The 23542-nt window shown below is 63.1% G+C and carries 19 protein-coding genes; 1 reads left to right on the top strand and 18 read right to left on the bottom strand.

From position 1 onward, the window contains the following. Positions 1-50: 50 nt before the first annotated feature. From GKO32_RS07080 to GKO32_RS07030, 11 genes are all read right to left on the bottom strand, one after another. On the bottom strand, positions 51-1058 hold the full coding sequence (locus GKO32_RS07080; protein ID WP_166459415.1) for a sugar ABC transporter substrate-binding protein: 1008 nt from the start codon (positions 1056-1058) through the stop codon (positions 51-53). A gap of 247 nt (positions 1059-1305) precedes the next feature. Beyond that, on the bottom strand, positions 1306-3570 hold the full coding sequence (locus tag GKO32_RS07075) for a hydantoinase B/oxoprolinase family protein (RefSeq protein WP_312867613.1): 2265 nt from the start codon (positions 3568-3570) through the stop codon (positions 1306-1308). After that, positions 3567-5684, bottom strand: a complete 2118-nt coding sequence (locus tag GKO32_RS07070) for a hydantoinase/oxoprolinase family protein (RefSeq protein ID WP_154755973.1) — start codon at positions 5682-5684, stop codon at positions 3567-3569. Before GKO32_RS07070 ends, GKO32_RS07075 begins: the two co-directional genes overlap by 4 nt. A 172-nt stretch (positions 5685-5856) precedes the next feature. Further along, positions 5857-6756, bottom strand: a complete 900-nt coding sequence (gene folD / locus GKO32_RS07065; protein ID WP_154755972.1) for a bifunctional methylenetetrahydrofolate dehydrogenase/methenyltetrahydrofolate cyclohydrolase FolD — start codon at positions 6754-6756, stop codon at positions 5857-5859. 2 nt (positions 6757-6758) lie between these two features. After that, positions 6759-7712, bottom strand: coding sequence for a VOC family protein (locus GKO32_RS07060; RefSeq protein WP_154755971.1), 954 nt, complete (start codon positions 7710-7712; stop codon positions 6759-6761). Between the two features lie 34 nt (positions 7713-7746). Further along, positions 7747-8850, bottom strand: coding sequence for a 4-oxalomesaconate tautomerase (locus GKO32_RS07055; protein ID WP_312867612.1), 1104 nt, complete (start codon positions 8848-8850; stop codon positions 7747-7749). Then, complete coding sequence (locus GKO32_RS07050; protein ID WP_312867611.1) at positions 8847-9545, bottom strand: 4-carboxy-4-hydroxy-2-oxoadipate aldolase/oxaloacetate decarboxylase; 699 nt, start codon at positions 9543-9545, stop codon at positions 8847-8849. The genes GKO32_RS07055 and GKO32_RS07050 overlap by 4 nt, the downstream gene beginning before the upstream one ends. Positions 9546-9571: 26 nt before the next feature. Further along, positions 9572-10447, bottom strand: a complete 876-nt coding sequence (gene purU, locus GKO32_RS07045; protein ID WP_154755970.1) for a formyltetrahydrofolate deformylase — start codon at positions 10445-10447, stop codon at positions 9572-9574. A gap of 29 nt (positions 10448-10476) precedes the next feature. After that, a complete protein-coding gene (locus tag GKO32_RS07040; RefSeq protein WP_246243265.1) occupies positions 10477-11388 on the bottom strand; it encodes a methylenetetrahydrofolate reductase in 912 nt (303 codons plus the stop codon). A gap of 2 nt (positions 11389-11390) precedes the next feature. Beyond that, a complete protein-coding gene (locus tag GKO32_RS07035; protein ID WP_154755969.1) occupies positions 11391-12758 on the bottom strand; it encodes an aminomethyl transferase family protein in 1368 nt (455 codons plus the stop codon). A gap of 154 nt (positions 12759-12912) precedes the next feature. Further along, positions 12913-13569 (bottom strand): GntR family transcriptional regulator, encoded by a 657-nt coding sequence (locus GKO32_RS07030; RefSeq protein WP_154755968.1) that lies wholly within the window; start codon positions 13567-13569, stop codon positions 12913-12915. 300 nt (positions 13570-13869) lie between these two features. Between GKO32_RS07030 and GKO32_RS07025 the strand changes: the two genes are divergently transcribed. Next, a complete protein-coding gene (locus GKO32_RS07025; protein WP_154756052.1) occupies positions 13870-14892 on the top strand; it encodes an amidohydrolase family protein in 1023 nt (340 codons plus the stop codon). Here the strand turns inward: GKO32_RS07025 and GKO32_RS07020 are convergent. The 7 genes from GKO32_RS07020 to GKO32_RS06990 form a co-directional block, all read right to left on the bottom strand. Next, positions 14837-15901 (bottom strand): alpha/beta hydrolase, encoded by a 1065-nt coding sequence (locus tag GKO32_RS07020; protein ID WP_208024297.1) that lies wholly within the window; start codon positions 15899-15901, stop codon positions 14837-14839. The two genes, GKO32_RS07025 and GKO32_RS07020, sit on opposite strands and share 56 nt — an antisense overlap. Then, the gene (locus tag GKO32_RS07015) at positions 15888-17402 is read right to left on the bottom strand and encodes a flavin-containing monooxygenase (RefSeq protein ID WP_154755967.1); all 1515 of its coding nucleotides are present in this window, start codon (positions 17400-17402) and stop codon (positions 15888-15890) included. The genes GKO32_RS07020 and GKO32_RS07015 overlap by 14 nt, the downstream gene beginning before the upstream one ends. Beyond that, positions 17399-18418, bottom strand: a complete 1020-nt coding sequence (locus GKO32_RS07010) for an NAD-dependent epimerase/dehydratase family protein (RefSeq protein WP_154755966.1) — start codon at positions 18416-18418, stop codon at positions 17399-17401. The genes GKO32_RS07015 and GKO32_RS07010 overlap by 4 nt, the downstream gene beginning before the upstream one ends. A gap of 366 nt (positions 18419-18784) precedes the next feature. Next, positions 18785-19852, bottom strand: a complete 1068-nt coding sequence (locus GKO32_RS07005; RefSeq protein WP_154755965.1) for a hypothetical protein — start codon at positions 19850-19852, stop codon at positions 18785-18787. 18 nt (positions 19853-19870) lie between these two features. Then, entirely contained in the window at positions 19871-21364 is a 1494-nt protein-coding gene (locus GKO32_RS07000; protein ID WP_154755964.1) for an aldehyde dehydrogenase family protein, read from the bottom strand. A gap of 12 nt (positions 21365-21376) precedes the next feature. Next, complete coding sequence (locus tag GKO32_RS06995) at positions 21377-22105, bottom strand: class II aldolase/adducin family protein (protein WP_154755963.1); 729 nt, start codon at positions 22103-22105, stop codon at positions 21377-21379. Beyond that, positions 22102-23142: a zinc-binding dehydrogenase gene (locus tag GKO32_RS06990; protein WP_154755962.1), complete on the bottom strand. Its 1041-nt coding sequence runs from the start codon at positions 23140-23142 to the stop codon at positions 22102-22104. Before GKO32_RS06990 ends, GKO32_RS06995 begins: the two co-directional genes overlap by 4 nt. Between the last annotated feature and the right edge of the window lie 400 nt (positions 23143-23542).

Here is a 23542-nt window from a genome sequence, read left to right as displayed (position 1 = left end):
CGAATCGCGGCTGCTCTCCCCAGGTGATGCGACACCGGGGGCCCCGGCGGTCAAGGTGCGCCCCACAGCTTGATGAAGCGCTGCGCAAAGTCCGGGTAAGGCGCGAAGCCGTTAGTTGGGTCGAAGGTGATGTCTGATTGCTGCAACACCTGCGTCGGCGGTACGCCTTGCGTCTCTTCCCCGGCCAGCGGCTGCCCAGTCGCAATACGGATCGCAGCGTCGACCGCCATCCAGATCATGGTCGGCACGTCAACGCCAACGCCTGCAGTGATCTGTCCGGACTTGATGTCAGAGAGGTTTGCCGGCTCGGGGCCCCACCCGATCTCTTTCACCCGATCGCTGAGGCCAGCGGTTCGCAGCGCGGACGGCAGGCCGATAGCTCCTTCTTGGTTGTCGAAGACCATAGTGTTTGTGTCGGCGTTCCGCTGCAGGTCCGACACCATCATGCTGGGTGCTGTGCTCGCATAGGAGGCCAGCGGGATTTTCACGATGCGCACCGAGCAGGAAGCGCACAGCTCCTTCATCTGTGTCGTGAACCCGGTCTGGACGTTCGCGGAGAAGGAAAGTTCCGGGGAAACGTACAGAGCGACCTTGGCCTCCGCGCCTTTATTGGCGACAACCCAATCTGCCATCAGACGACCGCCGAGTTTCTGCGACGTCTCGCCGTTCATCGACGCCTCCACGCCGCACGCCTGCGCGCCCACAACCCCGAAGGTTCCGACGCCCACGCCCATCGACGTCAGCTGCTTGAGCTGGGTGCAGAAGGGTCCCGGGTTGAGACCAGGGATGATCACGATCTTCGGATTGAGCGCGATGATCGAGTTCATGGCGGCGGTCACGTCGGTCGACGAGGAGCCGGACTGGACCGGGTGGTAGTTCAACCCGAGGGCCTGCGCCGCTCCGGCGACAGCTTTTCCGGCGAGAGCACACGTCGGCGCGGCGCACTGCAGGTAGGCCAAGGTTGAGCCGGCAGGCACCCGCTTGGTGAGTGGCGTGCCGACCGGGAAGGCAGAGGCCTTGCCGGCGTAGGCAGCCATGTCGGCCTTCGCCGCGCTCACCTGTGCACCCCCGGCGCCGCTACCGCTGCTTGACGCGTTACTGCTGCTGTCGCCGGTGCTGCTGCTCCCGCAACCTGCGATCAGGATCGTTAACGCTGACACAGCGGCGATGAAAAGCTTCCGCGAACTGCGCTGTCCGAGGAATGACATACCGTCTCCACTTTTTATGGCATGGCCTCACCGTCCGATGACGGGCGAGGTAACGACTTTCGTGTGCGTGGCCGGCGCAGGTGGGCCGACGAATGGTTCAGCGGAATGCAGGCGATTCGTCCGCGGGCACCGACTCGACACGCAGCTGCGTAGCGCAACCGGGGCAGTAGTAAGAGCGGATGACGATCTCTCTGTCGACGTATTCGGACGTATCGACGATCATGCCGAACACGTTGGCTGTCAGTCTTTGATCGGCGTGAGTGACGGATGCGGTCAGGTCAGAGCCGTACTCTCCCAGCTGCTGCCCGCAGTGGAGGCAGGACACTGTGGACCCAGCTAGGCCGAGGTTCGCGTCGATATGTTCAAGATCAGATGGTTGTGTTGATGATCTGGGTAGTGGTGCGTGGCCGACGCGTTCGAATCGGATTTGGCTGCGTCGCGATTCGGTTTCTGCCGGTTCGCTTTGCCTGTCCGCTGTCAGTACGACTCCATACAGGTCGAAGGCGGCCGTTGCGCTGACTTTGCCTGCGAGTACGTCCGACGCGACCAGCGACGGTTCGCGCAGCAGGGGGTCTCCATAGCCGCCGCCGCCGCCCGGGTGCACGTAGATGGCGTCGTTCAGGCCGATAAGAGTTTCGACCCTGTTCTGCACGACTTCCGCGTGTCCGCCGAGTTCGGAGATCTGCTGAGGGATCTCACCGGCCGCGAAGGCTGCTTGCACGTCAGCGTTTCGCACGATGACGTCTGCGGTCGGTCCGCCGGGGAATGCGCCGGCCAGGCCGTGGCTTTCCGGGCGGGCCTTCCCGTTCACGGAGAACGCGCCGGCCATCGCGGTGCTCGTGCCGTGAGGGACGATGCAGATGGAGATCGACACGCCGCCGCGGTTCTGGCCGGCGCCTCCGGAGTCGACCTCTTCACGCCGCCACAGGAACAGGTATGGGGCGATGATTTCCTGCATCTCCACGTCGGGCGCGCGGCCCATCGGCATGTGCAGAAAGCCTGCGGTGTCGCCTCCGTCGGAGGTCGTGCGCGCCCCGAACCCGCCCGCCATGGAGTCGAACAGGAGTGTGACGCTGGGATGCCCATGTTGGTCGACACCAGCCAGAGTGACGGCGTCGTGCGAACCGGTACCGCAGGCCTGAACCCGCGCTTGTAGGTCAGGCGACGTGTCCAGCATCCGGCCGAGGCACTGGCCGACGACGTTTGCGGTGGCAAGCCCGGAGGTGATCGACGCCCAGCCGACGGCGGCCGGGAACGCAGCGTTGTTGACCGTGCCTTCGTCTGTGATGACGTCGAAACACCGCATGAGGCCGCCGACCGACCATGGAATATCGCCGCAGAGCATGGGTAGCAGCGCCAACGCGATACCTCCGCGCATGCCTGTGTACGCGGAGTTGATCATGCCTGAGGAGGGGTCGGTGCCGCGGAAGTCGAACGTGAGGTGGTCGCCGGTTTTCGTCAGCTTCAACGCCAGCTTGTGCAGACCACGGTCACCGACAGCAGACTGTTCGAGGTACCCGAACGAGTCCCACGATCCGTCGGGAATGCTCGACAAGCGGGCTCGCAGCCGATTCTCTGCGTCGGCCATCATCTTCTTCATGACCAGCTTGACCGTCGCGGGTCCGTACTTGCCGACGAGTTGGTTCAGACGATGTTGACTGCCTTCGTTCGCTGCGACCTGTGCCCGCAGGTCGAGTTCCACGTGATGCGGCATGCGTGAGCGACGGGTGAACATGTCGACCACGTCTGCCTGCAGTTTGCCTCCTCGCACGATCTTGATCGGCGGGGTAGGGGACGCCTCCGTGAAGATGTCCTGTGCTGCGAGGTCTGCCGATCCGGGCTTCGCGCCGCCGACGTCGATCAAGTGACAGATCGACGTCGTCCATCCGAAGAGCTCCCCTTCCCAGAACAAGGGGGCGATGATCGCCGTGTCATTCTGATGCAGCCCCGGTCCGACCCACGGGTCGTTCGTGAGGAACATGTCGCCGGGTTCGATGCCAGGATTGTCCGACCGGTGCTCAAGGATCCAGTAGATGGCCAGGTCGATGGTGGCTGCGAGGCCCGTGTTGTACAGACCTACCTGGACTTCTTGACCAAGCTCGTCGCAGATCGCGAAGTCGAAGTCGTTGGACTCTGTGACCCCCGGCGACCCAGACATTCGCTTGAGGGTGTCGCCGACCTCGTCTGTGATCGAGTAGATGCGGTGGCGAATCACTTCATAGGTCAGCGGGTCAACCGACGCTGCTGTCTCGTCGACTTCGTGCAGGGGAAGCGTCGGCGAAATGCGTTTGCGCAGTTCCGACGGCTCGATCGGACGACTGGCGTAGCGCTCCGAACCGGGCACGGGAATGATGGCGGTCACTGTGCATTCTCCTCGGTCAAGCTCACACGGATGTTGCCGTAGTCGTCGACCCGCGCCGTCCGCTCGGCCGGGATGGTGACCGTCGTGGTTACAGCCTCAATCACGGCCGGACCGTCGAACTGGTGTCCTGCTTTCAGCCGGTCATAGTCGTAGATCGGTGTTGGCTCGAAACCGCGAGTTACGTCCAAGAAGACACGCCTTCGCGTTTTGATCGCGCCCGACGCGTCTGTGGTGTCGGCCTTGGCGTGCGGGGGCAGGACTGGGCGAAATGGGAGCCGGCCGACACCTCGGACCCGGTAGGTGATCGCTTGGTATCCGGCGCCGGCGGCGGCCGCTCCTTCGCCGTACAACTCCGCGTACCGCGAGGCGAAGTTTTCCGCCATGACCTTGATGGTGTCTTCGTCCACGTCCCCAGCTGGCGCGTTGACGGTGACCTCGAACATCTGCGAGACGTAGCGGGCATCAAACTCGCGCTCGATGTCAACAGTTTGGTACTGGACGCCCTGCCTTTCCAGGGCGCCAGTCACTCGGGCGGCGGCCGTGTCATAGTTCGCTTGTACGTTGGCCGGGTTCAGTGGGAACGTGCCGGGATCGGAGAGTTCTGCTGTCACCGTCACGTCGGATGCGGCAAGACCGAAAGCGGAGAACCCGGACGCTGCGGCTCCTAAGGGCACCACGAGTTCGCTGATGCCGAGTTCTGTGGCGATCGCGGCTGCATGGATGGGTCCGGATCCGCCGAAGGCGTACATGACGAAGTCACGCGGGTCGTGACCGGCTTCGACTACGACCTTGCGTGCAAGGTCGGCAGTCTGCGCGTTCTGCACTTCGTAGACCGCTGCTGCGGCCTGCTCGGCGTCGAGCCCGAGCGGCTTGCCGACCTTTTCCAGGAGCGCGCGTTCTGCAAGTTCGACTTGCAGTTGGCGTTTGCCGCCGAGGAAGAAGTTCGGGTCGATGATGCCGAGCACGATGTTGGCGTCGGTGACGGTCGGGTCGGTGCCGCCGGCGTCGTAGGCAGCAGGCCCTGGAACGGCTGCTGCGCTTTGCGGGCCGACGCGCAGGTTCCCGCCCGCATCAATCCAGGCGATTGCTCCGCCGCCGGACCCGATGGCGTCGACCTTGATGGTGGGAACGTTGATGGAGTGCTGGTTGATGATTGTTGAGGCGGCGCGTACCGGTTCGCCATCCACGACCATTCCGACCAGGAACGTCGTTCCGCCCACGTCGGCGGTTACGACGTTCCTGTGGCCGAGCTGTTGCGCGAGGCGGGTGGCGCCGACTACACCGCCGCTCAGTACGGAACCTACTGTGGTGATCGCTGAGGCGGGTGCCTCGTCTGCTGCGATCGTGCCGCCGGAGCTCTGCATGATCAGTAAAGGCCCTGCGAGTCCGCGTTCGTGCAGCTCCCGGTCCAGTGGCTGGAGGTAGCGACGCAACGGCGGCCCGAGCGCCGTGCTCATGATCGTTGTCGAGCTGCGTGCGAACTCGCGGATGCGCGGTGAAATGTCGCTGGACAACGCGACGAACGTTTCCGGAGCCATCTCGGCGATGATGTCTCGGACGCGGTGTTCGTGCTGGGGGTTCTGGAATGACCAGAGCAGTGACACCGCGACGGCTTGGACACCCATTTCTTGCAGGCCGCGTACTGCATCACGGACCTCGTCCTCGTTCAGTGGCACAACCACGTCGCCGGCCTGATCGATACGTTCGGTGATTTCGAAAATGCGGGACTTGGGTACGAGCGGTGCGGGTTTGCGGGTGGTGAGCGTGTCTTGCAGGGCCATCGCGGACAAGCCGAGGTACCGGCCTTCGACGTTCATGATCGAGATTGAGTCGCCGTGTCCGCGAGTCGTGATGAAGGCGACGGGTTCAACGTTTCCGGTGACGAGGGCGTTGATACTTGCTGTGGTGCCGTGCGCGATGTAGGCGGTGTTGCTGAGCATTTCGCGTTCGTCCATTTCGAGGACGGCTGCGAGGTCGGATACGGCTGTGAGGACCCCCCGGGAGTAGTCGTCGGGGGTGGAAGGCGTTTTCGCGCCGATGATGTTGCCGTCTGTGTCTGCAACCACGGCGTCGGTGAAGGTGCCACCGACGTCGATTCCGATCACAAACTTCATGCGAGGCTCCAATGCGTCGTAGGTGTTCAGACGGGGGGTCCAGGCCTGTCTTGAGAAACGAATTTAGGTCATCAGGCGTGATCCAGATAACCGCCAACAGGCTCGGTCCTGGGGTGGAAGGACGCCACCTGGCGGGTCGGCGACCGTTGCTTCTGTGTTGTGCACACTCTGGTCACGGCACTAGTCGCGTTTCGTCGGCGGTTCCAGTGAGGCGGGTTTTGAGCGCGAACCTCTCGGCCGCTGAAATTGTGTTTTCGAGCAGCATCGTGACGGTCATTGGTCCGACGCCGCCGGGTACCGGCGTGATGTACGAAGCTTTCCTGCGGACGGCTTCGAAGTCGACGTCACCGGTGATGCTGTTATCCGGCATTCTGTTGATGCCGACGTCAATGACAACGGCGCCGTGGCGGACCATTTCGCCGCGTATCAGGCCTGGAACGCCGGCGGCGACAACTAGTATGTCGGCCAGGATCGTGAACTGGGCTAGGTCCCGCGTTTTGGCGTGACAGATGGACACAGTGGCGTCACCCTGCATGAGCATGAGTCCGAGCGGCTTGCCGACGATGTTGCTCGCGCCGACAACGACGACGTTGCGGCCTTCAACTGTGATGCCTTCATAGGCGAGAAGCTCGACGACCCCGTATGGAGTGCACGGGGCGAAGACCGTCTGTCCAACGACAAGCCCACCGACGTTGTAAAGGTGAAACCCGTCGACGTCTTTCGCCACGTCGATGGCTTCAAGCACCTGCCGCATGTCGATGTGGCCTGGCAGCGGTAGCTGCACCAGCACTCCGTGAACGTCTGCTCGCGCGTTCAGGCTGCGTATATGGCGGATGAGTTCGTCCGTCGTGATTTCTGCCGGGAAGTTCTCGCTGAACGATGTAACTCCGACCTGAGCGCAGGCCCTCTTTTTATTCGCGACGTAAACCTTCGACGCAGGGTTATTACCGACGAGCACTACGGCGAGCCCGGGCGTCAGCAATGATTCGGCATGCAATGATTGGACTCGCCGCACCAGACCCTGTCGAATCTCGGCTGAGATTGCCCGGCCGTCGATTATCTTGGCGGACATTGTTACGTGTTCCCGACCGGGGGGGTGCCGTGGGTGTGGAAAGACTCAATGGTTTTCATTCCCCACGCCTGACCTTTCGCCCGTTCGGCCTCTGTCCAATTAATGGTCTCCCAATCGGGGGCCAATACCAGCCGCGCGCCGGCGTTGCACAGTTCGATACGGTTGCCGCCGGGCTCGTACACGTACAGGAAGAACGTTTGTTGGATAGCGTGCTTGTGTGGCCCGGACTCAATGAAAACGCCTTGTTCGAGCGCAATGTCGGCTGCCCGCAGAATGTCCTCGCGAGTGTCGGTAGCGAACGCGATGTGATGCAGTCGGCCGGTGGTGCCGGTGCGGTCACGTGTGTAAACGGCGTCGTAGCCCTTGTTCGTGAAGGTGGTCCAGGTGCCGGCTATCGAGCCGTCGTCGAGGACGATCTGTTCAGTGACAAGCGCGCCGAGCTGGTCGCGCAAGAAGTCGCGATTCGCTTCGACGTCCGCGCCGAGGTAGTTGACGTGGTCCAGGCGTCGGACGCTGACCCCGCGACCTGGGTATCGTTGCGCTTGGTTCTTCAGGGCGGGCCGCAGATCCTTGGTCGGGTTGTAACGTTCCGACTCCCAGTAGAGGCCGAGCTCGTGTCCGTCCGGGTCCTGGAAGACGAACGTGGGTCCGTATCCAGGGTCCCCGTCCTGCCAGCCGCTGCTTCGTCCTGCGCCTTCGAGCGCCTTCACGCGACGGGCCAGCGCATCCGGGCTACTCGCTCGCAGGTTCGTCCGACCGATGCCGGACGACGAATGCGCCACGAGTGTGAGTGTGTGATGTTCGTAATCGTCAAACGCCCGCACATACACCTTGTTGTCGTCGCCGCCGACAACGGTCATTCCGAGATAGTCGACAAAGAAGGCGACGCTTTTATCGAGAACAGGTGTCAATAGCTCGATGTGGGAGAGGTGGGCGACCTCGTGGCCGAGTGGCATGCCAGGTTCTTTCTCTCGCGCGGACAGATCGTGGTCAGTGCAGGCGGTGACGCGGATAAACGGTGCCGTCCATGAGCTTGCGAGCAGTCCTGACGACCCCGGACCGGGTCACTCGTAATCCGCCGACCGCCCCTTGGGCGGGTTCCATAACCGCGTCGACACGAAGGAACCCTGTCGGGTGTTCGACGTCGAAGCTGGTCGTGCCGGCCGGATGCCGGGACAGCAGCTCGTGCGCCACAGCGCCGGGCGTGAGCAGCGCGGTGATGACGCTGACGGCGGCGAAGACTCCGATCGCCTCATGTGGTCGGGTCGGGATGAACGACCTGGTGGCCACGGCACCGCCGTGAACGGGTGGGCTGACGGCGACGGTCTTGGGGACGGAACTGTTGCTGGTCGCGCCGAGTCCCATCAGATGCCCGGCTTTCTGGCGGAGCGCGTCGACCCGGGCGGTAACACGCTCGTTATCGGACAGCTCTTGCGGTGTTTCCTGACCTGACAGGCCCAGGTCGGTTGCTGCTACAAGTACTACCGGCATACCGTTGTCGACGCAGGTGACGTCGATACCGTCGATCGTGTCGATAACTCGGCCCGTGGGAAACAGGGCACCGGTGGCTGAACCTTCGGTGTCCTCGAAGTAGAGGCGCACTCCTGCTGCCTTACCTGGTACGCCGGCAATGTGCACCTCACCGTCGTTACGCAGCATCCCGTCCCGGAGAGGGAATCTGGCTGTAGCGATGGTGTTCGAGTTGACCATCCGAATACGCACTGCGGCCTCCGGTCCGGTGGCCTGCACAAGCCCGCGCTCCACAGCAAACGGGCCTATCGCGGCCAGGATGTTGCCGCAGTTCTGTCGGTCGGAGACAACGTTCTCGTTTACTGCCACCTGCAGGAACAGGTAGTCGACGTCGATACCGGGTGCTGTCGACTTCGAGACCACGGCGACTTTGCTTGTCAGTGACGTTGCGCCGCCGATTCCGTCGATCTGGCGCGGGTCCGGTGAGCCCATGATGCTCAGGAGCATTTCGTCGCGTTCGACGGTGCTCGTCGGCAGGTCGTCGGCCAGGAAAACGGCAGCCTTGGAGGTGCCACCCCGCATCCACATGCAGCGGATGCCGCTCACGCTCTTGTCGGCGGTCACGGGTCGACGGATTCGGGGTGGGAGCAGTACTCGAGGCCGAGTTCAGTCAGCCGCGTGCGCATTCCGTAGATGTCCAGGCCGACCTCTCCTGTTCGCAACCGTGCGCGGGTCTGCGCTTCCTTCTTTTCTCGCGCCCGCGATGAAGTACGGGTGTCCTCGACCTGATCACGAGGGACACAAACCGCTCCGTCGTCATCGGCAACGAGCACGTCGCCCGGGTTGATCAAGACGCCTCCGACGGTGACTGGTGCATTGACGGACCCGAGGGTCTGTTTCACGGTCCCTTGCGCGCTGACGTATTGTGACCACACCGGAAAGCGCATGGCGTGTAGCTCTGCCACGTCGCGGACACCGCAGCTGAGTACCGCTCCAATGACGCCGCGATGTTGGAGCGCGGTGGCGAACAGCTCGCCGAACAGACCGTCTTGGCATGGTGATGTCGTCGCGACGACGAGGATGTCGCCGGCCTGGCATTGCTCGACGGCAACATGGATCATCGTGTTGTCACCTGGCCAGCAGAGTGCGGTAACGGCGGTGCCGCCTACACGAGCTCCAGGCCAAGCCGGCCTGATTGACGCCCCGAGGTAACCGGCACGGTGTTGCGCTTCGTGAACGGTTGCGGTACCGAACGCGCCTAACTCGGCAGCAGCCTCGCTGGATGCCCGGGGAGGGCGTGTGTATACGACATTCCTCACGTGGATGGCTCCTCTCGGCAGGCGCGTCAGAACACGATGGTGGTGTTGCCGTCGCGTAGAACTCGGTCGTCGCAATGCCACGCGACGGCGCGGGCTAAGACCTGCCGTTCAACGTCCGCGCCGCGGCGCGCCAGATCGGCCGTGCTCATTTCGTGTGTCACGCGCACCACGTCCTGTTCGATGATGGGGCCTTCGTCGAGGTCTTCGGTCACGTAGTGCGCGGTCGCACCGATCAGCTTGACGCCACGATCGCGCGCTTTCTGGTACGGCCCAGCGCCGACGAAAGCTGGCAGGAACGAATGATGAATGTTAATCACCGGGGCGCCTACTCGGCGTAGGAAGTCGCCCGAAATAATTTGCATGTACCGCGCGAGAACAACAAGGTCGACGTTACCTTGAAGCAGTTCCAGGTGCCGTTCCTCGGCTGCGGCCTTGTCATCCCTGTTGACCGGGACATGCAGGTAGGGAATGCCGAACGCGCGTACGTCATCGCTGAGGTCCGGGTGGTTGGATATGACCATGCTGACGTTCATGTTGAGTTCACCACGTCGGTGCCGCCATAGAAGGTCCAACAGGCAGTGGTCTGATTTGGACACGAACAGGGCGACGCGCTTGACTTTCTTGCTTTCCACGAGGTCCCACTCGAGATCGAGTCCGTCGGTCAACGCGGTCGTCAGCGCTTTGCGGAGTTCGTCGATACGCGCTGGAAAGTTCGGCATGTGGATTTCGGTGCGCTGAAAGAAACGGCCACCCTCAGGGTCGGACGAATACTGGTCGAGTGAGACGACGTTCGCCCCGAAGTCGGCCAGAAGGCTCGACACGCACGCGACGATGCCCGGCCGGTCGGCGCCGCGGATTAGTAGCCGGCCGTTGTCGGCGGTGCTGGCTGAATTGAGAGCCATTGGATTCCGATTCGTGTAGGTGACGGCGGCTACTGGGCGCTGACCCGCTGGGCGGGTGGACAGGGTTCGCCAAGCGCGCCGGGTAACGACGCGGCTAGGTTTCGCCGCCATTCTTCTGTTCCAGCGATTTCGTTGAACGTGAATATGCGCAGCCCTTGAATGTTTCCTGCCGACGCCGTCGGCAGCGCTGCGAGCTTGCGTAGCAGGCCATCTGGGGTGAAACCGCCGGGTGTCAGGAATTTGCGGAGAAGTCCTTGTTGTTTCTGCAGGAACCGCGCAGATTGGCCGAGGCCTATACCGCCTGCGATGCGAACGAGTTTCTGCCGGCTCACGGGTCCGGGAAGGCCGACTATCACCGGCACCGTGATGCCGCGTTGAGCGGTTGCGTCTGCCCAGCGCGCGATGGTGGTCGCGTCGAAACACATCTGTGTGACTATGCGTGCCGCGTAAGGGGTTTTTGTTCGGAGCGCCGTGTCGAGGTCGGCATCGGATATGTGCGCGTGGCCTTCGGGGTAGCCGCTTACACCTATGTCTGACAGAGGTCGGCCCATGTGGTCGAGTGCTTGGATCAGCTTTAAGGCGCTGTCATAGTCGCCAGCCGGCTCTTTGGCGTCACCGGCCACGATAAACGCGCGGTCGATTCCGTTTGCGAGCATACGGTTGACAATGTCGACCAGCTCCGCCTCGCTGCCGATCTGGCGGGCCGGCAGGTGCGGGTTGACGTGGTAGCCATGCGCGGCGAGGCGTTCGGCCAGGTCGATTGTGGCCGAAATGCCCTTTGCTTCAGTGACGGTGATGGTCACTGGAATGTCCAACGGCACGTGCGCGACGACTTCGTCTTCGGTGCGCTTGAACGGCATGACCTCGTAGCTGATGTTGCCGAGTAACGAGCCGAGGCGTGCCGCCAGGGCAGGGTTTCGTGGTGCTCGCTCGGTCTTCATGCCTATCGGGTCAATCGGGCTGAGCGGTAGCTGCTGCGGGCGAACTGCACGTAGGGGGCCGGCGCGACCGTGACGCGAATCGGAATCTGGCGGTGTGCTTCGACCTGCGGTTTGGCGCTGCGTTCCTTCTCCCCCCACAGGAGCGTCAGTTCGGTTCCGGGTTCGGCGTACGTGGAGTCAAGGGTTGCGAGTGAGGCCATCAGGTGCTCGTTGGCCAGGTAGCCTGCGTCCATCGAAAGCCCGATAAGCTCACCATCGTTGAGTACCTGGTCGATGTGGAAGAGCGCGTATCTGGCCTTCGGCATCTCGATGTACTTCGCGGGGGTGCCGGGCTCGAACAGTGTGCCTATCGCTGCGGCAACGTCGTCACTGTTCCACACCAGTGTCACTTTGGTTCGGTGAGCATCGCTGGCGTGCGCTTCCAGCGCTTCCCGGCCGACGAACTCGTGGTCGAAAACGACGATCCGGCCGTAACCGATGTCATATGGCGTGACGTAGTAGTCGGCGATGTCGGTCGAGTCCATACTGCCTCCGAGCGAACCCATCTCTTTCACATCCAGCCATTCGCGGTAGTCGCGCAGGTTGTCTGCGAAGATGGCCGGCATCGGCGACGGGATCCATGCGGATTCCAGGTTTGCCGTGGAGTAGGCCTTCGCGCCAGCGCGCACGAGGTCGAAGTCCCGGCCTGCGGCCAGGAGGGCTGCTAGAACGTCATCGCCCTCGGCCCACGGCCCGAACAGTTCGAAACCGGGTTGGCCTGCCATGCCGTGCCGAAGACCGCGGACTCGGTGACCGGCGATCTCGAAGTCGGCCATGTTGAAGAACTTGACGTCCGGAACTGCGGCGTTCGTGGCCGATTCCAGGACCTTGAGAGCGTTGGGGCCTTGCAGCTCGTAGCGGTACTGCTTGGGCGGCCCTGAGACCCGGTCGTAGGAGTTCTCGTCCCGTTCGAGCGTGACGTCGTACTGGCCGACTTCGGCGTTGTACTGGAGCCAGTTGAGGACCATGGGGTGTCCAACGATGTCGAACAGTTCGTCATCGAGGTAGAAAAGGACCGCGTCTCCGATGAAGTAGCCGTCGGGGTTGACTGCCACGTACTGCTTGGCCTTGCCGGGGGCGAAGTTCGCGAACGAGTTCACGCCGTGTTCGCGTAGCAGACGCAACGCGCCGGGTCCCGAGATGAACAAGTCCGTCATGTGGTGGGACTGGTCCAGCAGGGCGCAGCTGTCGCGCCATGCCGATTGTTCGGTCCGCCAGTTGCTGAACTCGGCTGCCACCGGGAACGTGTGCGGCCGGATGGGTGAGTTGCGCAGCAACGGAACTGCGCCCCCAGCGCGCTCGACGGCGGTCTGCAGCTTCTCGGAGCTCATCGTGAGGACCCTTCTTCCGGGGCTTGAGATTCGCGGCCCGTCGTCGAGTGGTGTTTCGTGTGACTGTAGGCGCGTGCTAACCAAATCGTCAACAATCTCGTAGCCGAAAGGGGGTACCGCTGTGCTCCGCCCTCCGCCCCGGCGAAGTCGTGGGTCAGACGGAGGGGGCGGTGCCGAGCGCGTCGATGACGCTCTCCAGGTGCGCCCGAGCGGCGCGTTCCGCGCGGACGGGATCCGAGGATGCGACGGCATCGATGATTTCAAGATGCTGTTTGAGGGACACCGGAGGCCGTCCGGGACGCAGTGACAGCTGGAACTGGTGACGAACGATCTGGGACCTGAGTCGGTGGATGAGGTTCGACGCGGTCTGTTGTCCGGACAGCTCGGCGATGCGCGCGTGCAGTTGAGAGTTCAGTCGCGAGTAGGTCAGCAGTTCGCCGTCTGCTACTGCCCGCTCCATCCGCCGCCCGATGGCCCGGAGCTCGGCAGCACCCTTCTTGGTGATGCGCTGGGCGGCTCGTGCGGCGATAAGACCCTCAAGTACGCCACGGCATTCGAGTATCGAGATCGCTTCGTCGAGTGAGACGACTCGTACCCGCGCGCCCTTGTTGACAACGCGCTCCACGAGGCCTTCCGAGATGAGGTCGTCGATCGCGTCGCGCACGCTTGATCGCGTCACTGCGTAGAGTTCGACGAGGTCTGCCTCTACCAGCCGCTGGCCGGGGACCATGTCGCCGTTCAGGATGCTTGTCCGTAACCCGTCCGCGGCACGTTGCTTGCCTGCAGCCCCCGGGAGCAGCCTCTGCGTCATCGATTTCTCCTGCGTCAGATTGCTTGCGTAGTACCAACCCATATTGTCAACGATCGCGCTGGATGCCGTGCACGCCCTGGTAGCTCAACGGACAGCAACTGGATAGAATTGTTGACAATGTTGTCGTCGTTTGGCAGGTTAACGGGTGCGGCTCACCAATCCGGCCGGCGTCAACCGCGGCCGACCCATCCTTCACGGCATCGGGGCTGGGGCGCGAACCCGCCGTTGCCTGACCGTACGTTTCCTCGCCGCGCCACCTTCGAAGCGCCACGATTCAGCTAACGCGACCAGGAGCAAGTGATGATCATCGACTGTCACGGCCACTTCACGACCGTTCCGACGGCGCATTCCGTTTGGCGCACCGAACAGTTGGACGCTCACTCCAACGGGTCCTGTCCGCCCGCGTACCCGCGGATCAGCGACGACGAACTTCGCGAGGCCTTGGAACACAACCAACTCAGGTTGATGAGGGAACGCGGCACGGACCTGACGCTGTTCTCTCCGCGCGCGTCGGCCATGGGGCATCACCTCGGCGATCTCCAGACGAGCGTCGCATGGGCGCATGCGAACAACGATCTCATTGCGAGGGTCGTGGGGCTGTTTCCCCGCGAGTTCGCGCCTGTGTGTCAGCTGCCGCAGGCTGCCGGCGAGCCGGTGGACGCGGCAGTCGAGGAGCTCCGGCGGTGTGTGGAGCAGTTGAGTTTCGTGGGAGCGAACCTCAATCCGGATCCAAGTGGCGGTCATTGGACGAGCCCGCCGCTTCACGACCCGTACTGGTTTCCCTTGTATGAGGCGATGAGCGAGCTTCAAGTTCCTGCGATGGTGCACGTGTCTGCGAGCGACAACCGTGCGTTCCACGCGACCGGCGCCCACTACTTGAATGCCGACACGACCGCCTTCATGCAGCTGCTGCAGGGAGACGTATTCGCTCGATTCCCACAGTTGCGTTTGATCATCCCGCACGGAGGTGGAGCGGTTCCATACCATTGGGGCCGATTTCGCGGTCTTGCGGATATGTTGGGAAAGCCGACGTTGCAGGAGCATTTGATGCACAACGTTTTCTTCGACACGTGCGTGTATCACCAGCCGGGGGTAGATCTACTGGTTTCGGCGGTTGGGACCGAAAACCTGCTTTTCGGGTCTGAAATGGTGGGCGCTGTCCGGGGTCTTGATCCGGAGACGGGTTACTATTTTGACGACACCAAACGTTACGTGGAGGCGGCGAACCTCACCGCAGCGCAGCGAAACGCAATCTACGAACGGAACGCTAGAACCGTTTATCCGATGCTGGACCTGCCGTCCGCGGCCGTTGTCGGACGTTAAGCGACGACGCTACGGCTCGGTCTATGAAAGCGCTTCGCGTCTGGTTGGACACTTGCGATACTGCAGCGTGCGGAGCGGTGTAGTCGAAACCGTGCCAAGCGCCGGGCCACAGGTGAAACTCGACAAGTCCCCCTTCGCGGGCCAGCCGGGTCGCGAACTCGATGGCTTCGTCACGAAAAGTCTCGACTTGCCCAACGTCTATGTATGTGGAGGGCATGTGGTCGAGATTCTCGGCTCTGGACGGCGCCGCATAGGGCGACGTGTCAGGCCCGCCGGCTCCGTCCCCGAGGAGCGCTGACCAGCCGGTGACATTGGAGACCCGGTCCCACGGTGCATCACCTTCCAGCTCGCTGCTCGAGGGGGTCTGGTTACGGTCATCGAGCATCGGAGCCTGCAGGATGAGGTGCGTGATCTGGGGGCCGCCGAAGTCCCGAGCCATCAGCGCAATCCCTGCGGCCAGTCCCCCGCCTGCGCTCACGCCGTGTACCAGTAGGTAGTCGGGATCGAATCCGTTCTCACACGCGTGCGAGGAGATCCATTCCAGACCTGCGTAACAATCGTGCAAACCGGCTGGGTACGGATGCTCGGGCGCCAACCGGTACTCGACGCTCACAACGGCGACACCTAACTCCAGGACGAGTTCGGCCAGCTTGTCGACGCGGAGTAACCGGTTGCCGGCGATCATGCCCCCGCCATGGATGTAGTAAATGCAGGGCACCGGGCCCGCACTGTACCGGGGACGCAAAACGGTCAGCGGCACCTGCGCGCCGTCAGGTGCCTGAGCGTGGTACTCGTCGACAATGAGGTCGAGTTGTTCGATCTGACGCAGGTCCGCGGTCTGGGTCGAAAGGACGCGGCGCAACGAACTGATGTTGTTTGCGCTGACCGACGCCAACGCCTCCGCAGGGAACGACGCCAACACTGCCCCGAGTTCGGGGTCGAGTGGCGGTCGGCGTCGTCTCAGCCCGGACTCGGCGCTGTCGTGGAGGGAGTCATCATGTCGTTGCACGCGACCGGTCCTCCGTGTCAGCTGCCGCCCGGTCGAGGACGGTGAGCTCCAGGTCGTCGGGGTCCAGGTCAGATGTGACGGCCTCGAAGCTTGCCAACGATCCTGGGTACTTGGTGACGACCTTGCCGGTGCCGCCAACGCGGTACCAGCTTGCGCAACCGCCGATCTGCCACACCGTTCCAGCCATGACGGCGTCCAGCCATTCGTTGTAGCGACGCTGCGCGTCTTCGGTGACGGCGACGCTGCTCGCGCCGGCTCGATCGGCGAGGTCGATGAGGGCGACGACCATCCGGGTCTGCGCCTCGATGATGCCAATGATCGAACCGGACGCTTGGGTGTTCGGGCCGGTGATGAGGAAGAGGTTGGGGAACCCGTACACCAGGGTGCCTTTCCAAGCCTGCGGTTCGCTCGCCCATTCTTTTCTGAGCTGTCTGCCGCCGATGCCGGTGTAGTCGACGCCTTCGAACAGTTCGGTGCCGCGGAACCCGGTTGCGAGGATGACTACGTCGGCGTCCCATTCGCGTCCGTCGGACCCCACAACACCGGTTGGTGTGAAAGCAACAATCCCAACGTCCCAGACAGTCGTCTTGGGGTCAGCCAGAGCCGGGTAGTACACGTTGGAAACGACGGGGCGACGACAGCCCCATCTGTAGTTCGGTGTCAGTAAACGTCGAAGGTCGGGGTCGGCAACGGCCGACTCAAGATGGTCGCGCCAATCGGCTTCCACCTTGTCTAAGAAGGTGGTGTCCATCGCGGCCTGAGCGTCCGTCGACACAGTGAAGAAGTCGTAGTGTTCCTTGCGTTTCCGGTCCATCTCTTCAGGTTTGGCACGGAACCTGGCCTTCGCGGCCTCGTCGTAATGTTCCTCGGGTTTCGGCATCACGTATGGGGGGGTGCGAACGACCGACAACACCTCGGCCGCCGTGTCGACGGCGTACGGGACAACCTGTACCGCGCTGGCCCCGGCGCCGATGACCGCGACTCGCTTGCCCTCGAGTCGAACGTCAGGGTGCCAGTGGGCGGTATGCAGGATTTCCCCACGGAACTCATCCATCCCTGGGAGGTCAGGAATCAACGGTCGGCTCAACGCCCCGACTGCTGAGATAAGGAAGCGGCACCGGATGGTGGACGCGTCGGCGAGGGTCAGTAGCCATTCGCCTGAATTGTGTTCCCAGGTCGCGGCTACGAGTTCGGTTTCGAACCGGATTCGGTCGCGAATGCCAAGGTCGTCGACAACCTTGTTCATGTAGGCGAGTATCTCGTGCCAAGGCGCGTAGTTGCAGGACCATTCGGCGTTGGGGGCGAATGAGAGGCTGTACAGCTGGGCTGGCACATCGCATGCGGCGTTCGGGTACTGGTTGTCTCGCCAGACCCCGCCGACCTCGCTGGCTTGCTCGAGCAGTACGAAGTCGTTGCGCCCCGACGTCAACAGCTCGTGCGCGGCGGACAGGCCGCTGAAGCCTGCACCGATGATTACCGTCTCGATAGTCTCGCCGGTCATCGTGTGTGTTCCTCCTGCGCTTCGTATCCCCGCATGGCCTCGATGTATCGACCAATTCCGTCCTTCAGCAGCGACGGCGGGTCCAAGCCGAGCAGGATGCGTGTTTTCGATGCGTCGGTAGCGAACGCGTAACGCGGCGGCCGGGGACCGGTCGCAGGACTCCGGTCAACATCAACCTGCGCCGAAGGCACGTGGGTGCGGATCGCATCGGCTAGTTCGTAGGCATCGGTCAGCTCACCGGAACTTGCGAGAACGATGGTGAACGGGTCTGGGAGCGTCGAGGACGCGGCCGAGGCGAGAACCTTCGCTGCATCCACGGCATACACCAACTCGCCGCCGGTCACCGCAGCGTTCGAAACTGTGACTGGTTCGCCACGCAGGGCGGCCCGAACGAGCCGTTCGATCACCGCAGTGCCGGGACCTCCGGCGTCAGCTGGCGCGTACCCGTACAGAGTTGAAGGGCGAGCAACGACCACTGACAGGGCGCCAGTCGTTGCCAAACTGTGGAGGGTGTATTCCATCGCGACCTTCGATGCCGCGTAGTGGCTCTGCGGTACGGGGCCCACCGGCGAGTCTTCCGTCAACGGCTGCTGGTACGCCTGGTCGTAAACGCCCCAAGTGCTGGTTGCTACGAACCGGTGCGCGCCGTTCTCCGCTGCCCAGGTCGCTAACCGAGCCGGCGCAACCACGTTGACGTCGAGTGTCAAACCCAGGTTCCGTTGTGCTTCCAACGCGATGAGAGCGGCTGTGTGGATGACGACGTCAGGCTGCACCCCTTTCAGGGTTTTGCTCGTCAGATGCGGGTCGAGAAGGTCGCCGGTTAAGACGGTCGCTCCACGATCGAGATAGGACCGTCCGAGGATTTGTTGGAGGTAGCTGTGGTCAGGTGCACGGTCCAGCAGGGTCACTTCCCAGCCGTCGTCGAGCAGCCATCGACCGACGTGCGCACCTAGTAACCCGGTGCCGGTGATCAGCGCGTGCCCCGGCTTGGCGGGCGATGACGGTTCGAGACTCATTGACGAACGCCTCTCTAACGGTCTTCGGGGGTGCTGCTCGAATTACTGTTATGCCGGCGACGCAGCCGTCGACGAGGCGCCATGAGGGCAGCGTGTTCGGAGCAGCGAAGCTGAGCCACGGACCCGTCGGGCACGGTGAACGGACTGGCCGCTTCGGGGCAGCGAGAACGAACACGGCGTTCGACTGTATGGCATGAGCACGCTTTCTGACGGGCAACTGAAGTCGAGTGGCGACTGGCCGACCCTTCCCTCGATTTTGTCAACCTCGCACCCGTACCTGTAACCGCCAAATGATGCCGATCAGTAGCGGAGGGCGACCACCTGGCGGGCCGCAGATGTTCGTCGGCTGCGCCCCCCGTCAGCCAGTCAGGGCAGTGCACCCGACGCTGCCAAACGTTGCATCGCCAGGGCGGCAGCGAGCCGCAGCTTGCCGGGCGGGTCGAATCGGTAACCCAACGATTCCTCGAGACGAGGCACCCGGGCTTGCAGAGATGAGTGATGGCGATGAAGCAGCGTGGCTGCCTGACGGTAGCTCTCTGTCGCAGCCAACGCCTCAAGGATCAAGATGGAGTTCGGTGCTTCCTGTTCGAGTACACGCAACGCAACCACGTCCGGATCCGGCGTCTGGTCCTGGTCCCAGGAGCACGCCAGCCGCTGCATCACGCCCAGTTCGTCAAAGGAAAGATGCTGTGCAGGCGCGTAGAGACCGGCAGCGGCAGCGGATGTGAAACGAAGAGCGGTGAGTGCACCCCGCCAAGACTGGTGCAGTTCGCCTACCGGGAGGCTGGGACCGGTGCCTGACCGGAACTCGGGGCCGAGATCGGGTGAGTTGTGGTGCGGTTGGAGCACTACTGCCACCACCCGGCCTATCCGGGTTGAGCGTGGCCAAGGCGGAAGGGCAGCGGGATCGTCCTCCGAGCGAGAGGACAATATCGCCGTTACGCGCGCCGTTGCTCGAAGATCGAGACCGAGCCGTTGCGCGGCTTCGGCTCGGTCGGGGAACGACGACTCGGCATCCAGCAGCACGTCCACCCGTGCCGGGTCGTGACTTTGGTGGTGTCGGGTCCGCCCCAAGGCGACCTGCACGCCGGCCGACAAGCGTTCCAGGATTATCTGGTCGCTAGCGCCTTGCTCGCCGCAGCGTTCGATCCATACACGGCCGCCGATGGTTTCGGATAACGCTCGGGTACTTCCTTCGCAGCTGGCTTGATCGGGGTTCGCTTCGAGGGGGCGTCCGTCTGGGTTCACTCGGGCGCTGATGCGAAACGCGGGTACGTCGATTCCGGAGACCGCCCCTGACAGAGCTGCGGCTGCGCGCAGGAACGCATGCACGCCTGCGCGCCCTTCGACTAAAGAGTCGAAGTACTGGATGATACCGACTGCGTTCGCCGCCGAGGAGTCAATGTCGCGAAGGCGCCCTAACAGTTCTTGCATGGTGGCCCCTCCACACCTCTATGACGTTACCTCGTCGACGATGTGAATCGACTTCACCTGGGTGTAGCTCAGGAGCTCTTCGATTGATTCTTCCCGGCCGAGGCCGGAGGCCTTGTAGCCGCCGAAGGGCATCCCGATGAAGTGGCGGGCGGAACCGTTGATCCAGATGTAGCCGGCTCGAATCCGTTTGGCTGCTCTCAGCGCGAGGCGTACATCGTTAGAGAACACGCTCCCGGTGAGGCCGTAGCGCACTGAGTTGGCGATGTCGACGGGGTCATCTCCGTCGTTCCAGCGAATCACTGACAGGACCGGGCCGAAGATTTCCTCCACTGCGACGCGGTCTGTGGTGTCGACTCCGTCAAGGATGGTGGGTTCGAAGTAGTAGCCGTGCTGCGCCGTTGCAGGGGTTCCGCCGCCGCACACGACTCGGGCTCCCTGTTCAACGGCTTCGGATACGAAGCCGGTGACTCGGTCGAACTGCCGCTTGTCGACCATCGGTCCCTGTTCGTTGGAAGGGTCGACAGGGTTCCCGATCCGCCGTCCTTGTAGCCGGTCAACCATGAGGTTCAGAACTTTATCGGCCAATGTTTCGTGGATCACCAGGCGTGATGTGGATCCGCAGGACTGGCCGGACCAGGCGAAGTTCATGCCGCGGAAGGCAGCGTCTGCAACCTCTTGCGGGTCAGCGTCCGGATACACAACCATGGCGTTCTTGCCGCCGAGTTCGAGGGACACCTCCTTGACGCCGGTGTCGGCTGCATCACGCAGGATTCGCCGCCCGGTCTGCTCGCTGCCAGTGAACGAGATGCGCGTGACGTCGGGATGTTTTACGAGCCGAGAAGGCACCGTCGGTCCGTCGCCGGTCAGGATTTGGACTACGCCGGGCGGGAAGACGTCGCTGAGCAACTTTCCCAACCAGAGAGCTGAAAGCGGGGTCGCTTCGGCCGGCTTGAGAATTACGCAGTTGCCGGCGACCAGCGGGGCGGCCAGCTTGGTGACTGCGAATAGGATGGGATGGTTGAAGGGGACGATCGCGGCGACGACGCCGTAGGGTTCGCGGACGGTGAAGTGTGTACCGGTCGTTAACGGAACGCTGTATCCCTTGGTCTCGAGCGCTAGTCCCGCGAAGTAGCGGCAGACAGCTGCGGAGTGATTGACGTCCATGGCCATGATGCCGATTGGTGCCCCGCCGTCCACGGCGTCGAGTAGCGCCAGGTCGTCGCGGTTCGCTTCGATGATGGACGCGATCTGGCTAACGTATTTCGCGCGCTCGGTCGGTGGCATCGCCGCCCAGCTCGGCCATGCGCGGGTGGCTGCGGCTACTGCGGCATCAGCGTCGTCTACCGAGGCGTTGGGCACCTGCGCGATGACCTGTTCGGCGTGCGGCGACACCACATCGAAAGTTGCACCGTTCTGGGCGTCACGCAGGCCGCCGTCGAGGAACAGCTGCCATTGCGTGGCCAACATTTCCTGAGCGCGGGCCTGATTGTCGGCAAGCACAGTGTCATTCATGGCTATCTCCGTTCAGAGGGACGTCGCACCATGCTGGGTGCTCCACAGTTCCCAGGTGCGGTCGAAGGTTTTGACGGTCGAGTCCGCCGCCGAACGGGCCTCGTCGGTGCTCAAGTAGCGGACGGTGCCGAGCGACCGGCCGGCTAGGTCGACAAGGGCGGCGTGACGGGCATAGATAGCTCGGTACACCGCTTCGTGGATGGAGGCGCCGACGATGGTGGCGCCGTGACCGCGCATCAACGCGATGGGTGCCTGGGCGAGTGTTGCAGCAAGTGAGTCACCCAGTTCGGCTGTATCGACGAGCATGGTGTCGCGGTAGGTCGCAGCTCGAATCTCCCAAATTGGGCATCCGTCTATGAGGAACGCGTCGGTGTGGGCCAATGGGCGCAGAGGAACTCCGGCGACTCCGAACGGGATCAGCGCCTCGGCGTGGCAATGCACTACAGCCGTTACGTCTTTTCGACTGCGGTAGATGCCGGCGTGAATGTGACGTTCGACGGATGCCTTTATCTGCGCGGGGGGTTCACCGTCGCCGACCCGAATCGCTACCAAGTCCCGTTCGCGGACGAGGGCGGGCGCGCGGACGGCGCTCATGATGAAGCTGTCGGCGTCATCGGGGTCGCGGGCGCTCACATGCCCCCACCCGTCGACCACTTCGTACGCCGCGAGGACACGATTCGCGATAACCAGGTTTTTCAGTACTTGGTCACGTGTTGGCCTTACAGTGTGGGCGGCGGTCATGAGGGTGTTGGTTCGATGACGGGTTTCATTGCGCCTTCGGCAATGGAGGTCAACGCATCATCGACGGTGTCGAGGGTGTAATGGTTTCCGAGCAGCGCCGAGAAGTCGAAGTTTGTTTGGTGCTGTTCGAGCAGGTTGAACGCGCGCCAGAAGTGGGAGATTTCGGCCGAGATGCTGCCGGACACCGAGATTTGACGCATGTTGAAGCTGGTGGCGTGGATTTCGCTAGGTCGCGGGTCGGCTGCGCCGACGACCAAGACTCTCCCTCCGCGCCGCACAAGGTTCAGGCTTTCGGTGAAGGCGGGCGCTACCCCGCTGCATTCCGCGACGAGGTCGGCGCCGCGGCCGTCGGTTGCAGCAATGACCGCTTCGAGCCGCTCCTCGGGGGTGGTCGTTTGGATGTCGAGTACCTGCGACGCGCCCCATTGGGTCGCCAGGTTGAGGCGTTCGGTTGGCGCGCCGATGACGATGACCTGCGGTATACCGACCATCTTGGCGTAGGCCGTGGCGTAAAGACCGACCGCGCCGGAACCTTGGATGACGAGGGTGTCGGTGGGGGCGACGCGCCCGGCGGTCTCGAAAGCGTGCACGACGGTACGGAACGCGCAGGTCGCGGACGAAGCCAGAGCGGGTTCCAACAATTCCGGCACTTTCACGAGCTGGGAGCGGGGATGGACGTAGCAGTACTCGGCGAAGCCACCGGTCAGTCCTGGAAACTGGTCAGTTGGCCCGAAACCGTAGACGTTGGCGTTGATGCACAGGGTCGGTTGCTTCGCGATGGCACACCAGTAGCAGCTACCGCACCAAGGCGAAGCCCAAGCGATCAGGTCTCCCTCGCTCACCGGTCGGTTGAGGGCATCGGTTGTTCGGTTCGAACCGAGTGCGACAACACGCCCCACCATCTCGTGTCCGAGAACGAGGGGCACGCGGCAGGTTGTCGCGTGGCGCATGTGTCCTGCAGCGATGTGCACGTCCGTTCCGCAGCCAGTCGCGGCTTCGATTCGAACCAGCACAGCACTTTCGACGAGCGCCGGCACCGGTAGTTCGTGGACGCTGATCCCTGAGTCGTGGTCTGGGACCACGACGGCGCGAGAGGTGTGCGGGTAGCTCACAGTCGACGGTCCTCTTCCTTGAGGGCAGCATTACGGCGGTCGCCGCACCCACGGCTGCAACACTTCACTCGATAACGCTAACAAGATTGTCAACATTTTGCTACAGCCGAATTGGCGGCGGGTGGGACGGGCAGGGTCCTGGGTGGTCGGTTGAGCGGATTCGGTGCGCCTTACCCGCGGTCGGGTGGCGAGTCCACCGACCGGTGCGTGAACGGGGACGGTGCGCCCGGCTCTCGCGCGGCGCCTGGCGCCGACTCGGGGCAGCCACTACGTTCCGCGGCCGTGCAGCGCCGCAACCATCGCCCAACACTCGCGCCGTTTTGCG

This window comes from Amycolatopsis pithecellobii, assembly GCF_009707865.1.
GTDB classification, from domain to species: domain Bacteria; phylum Actinomycetota; class Actinomycetes; order Mycobacteriales; family Pseudonocardiaceae; genus Amycolatopsis_E; species Amycolatopsis_E pithecellobii.
Note: the sequence above shows the minus strand (reverse complement) of the source record. Positions and strands in the feature narration are given on the sequence as shown.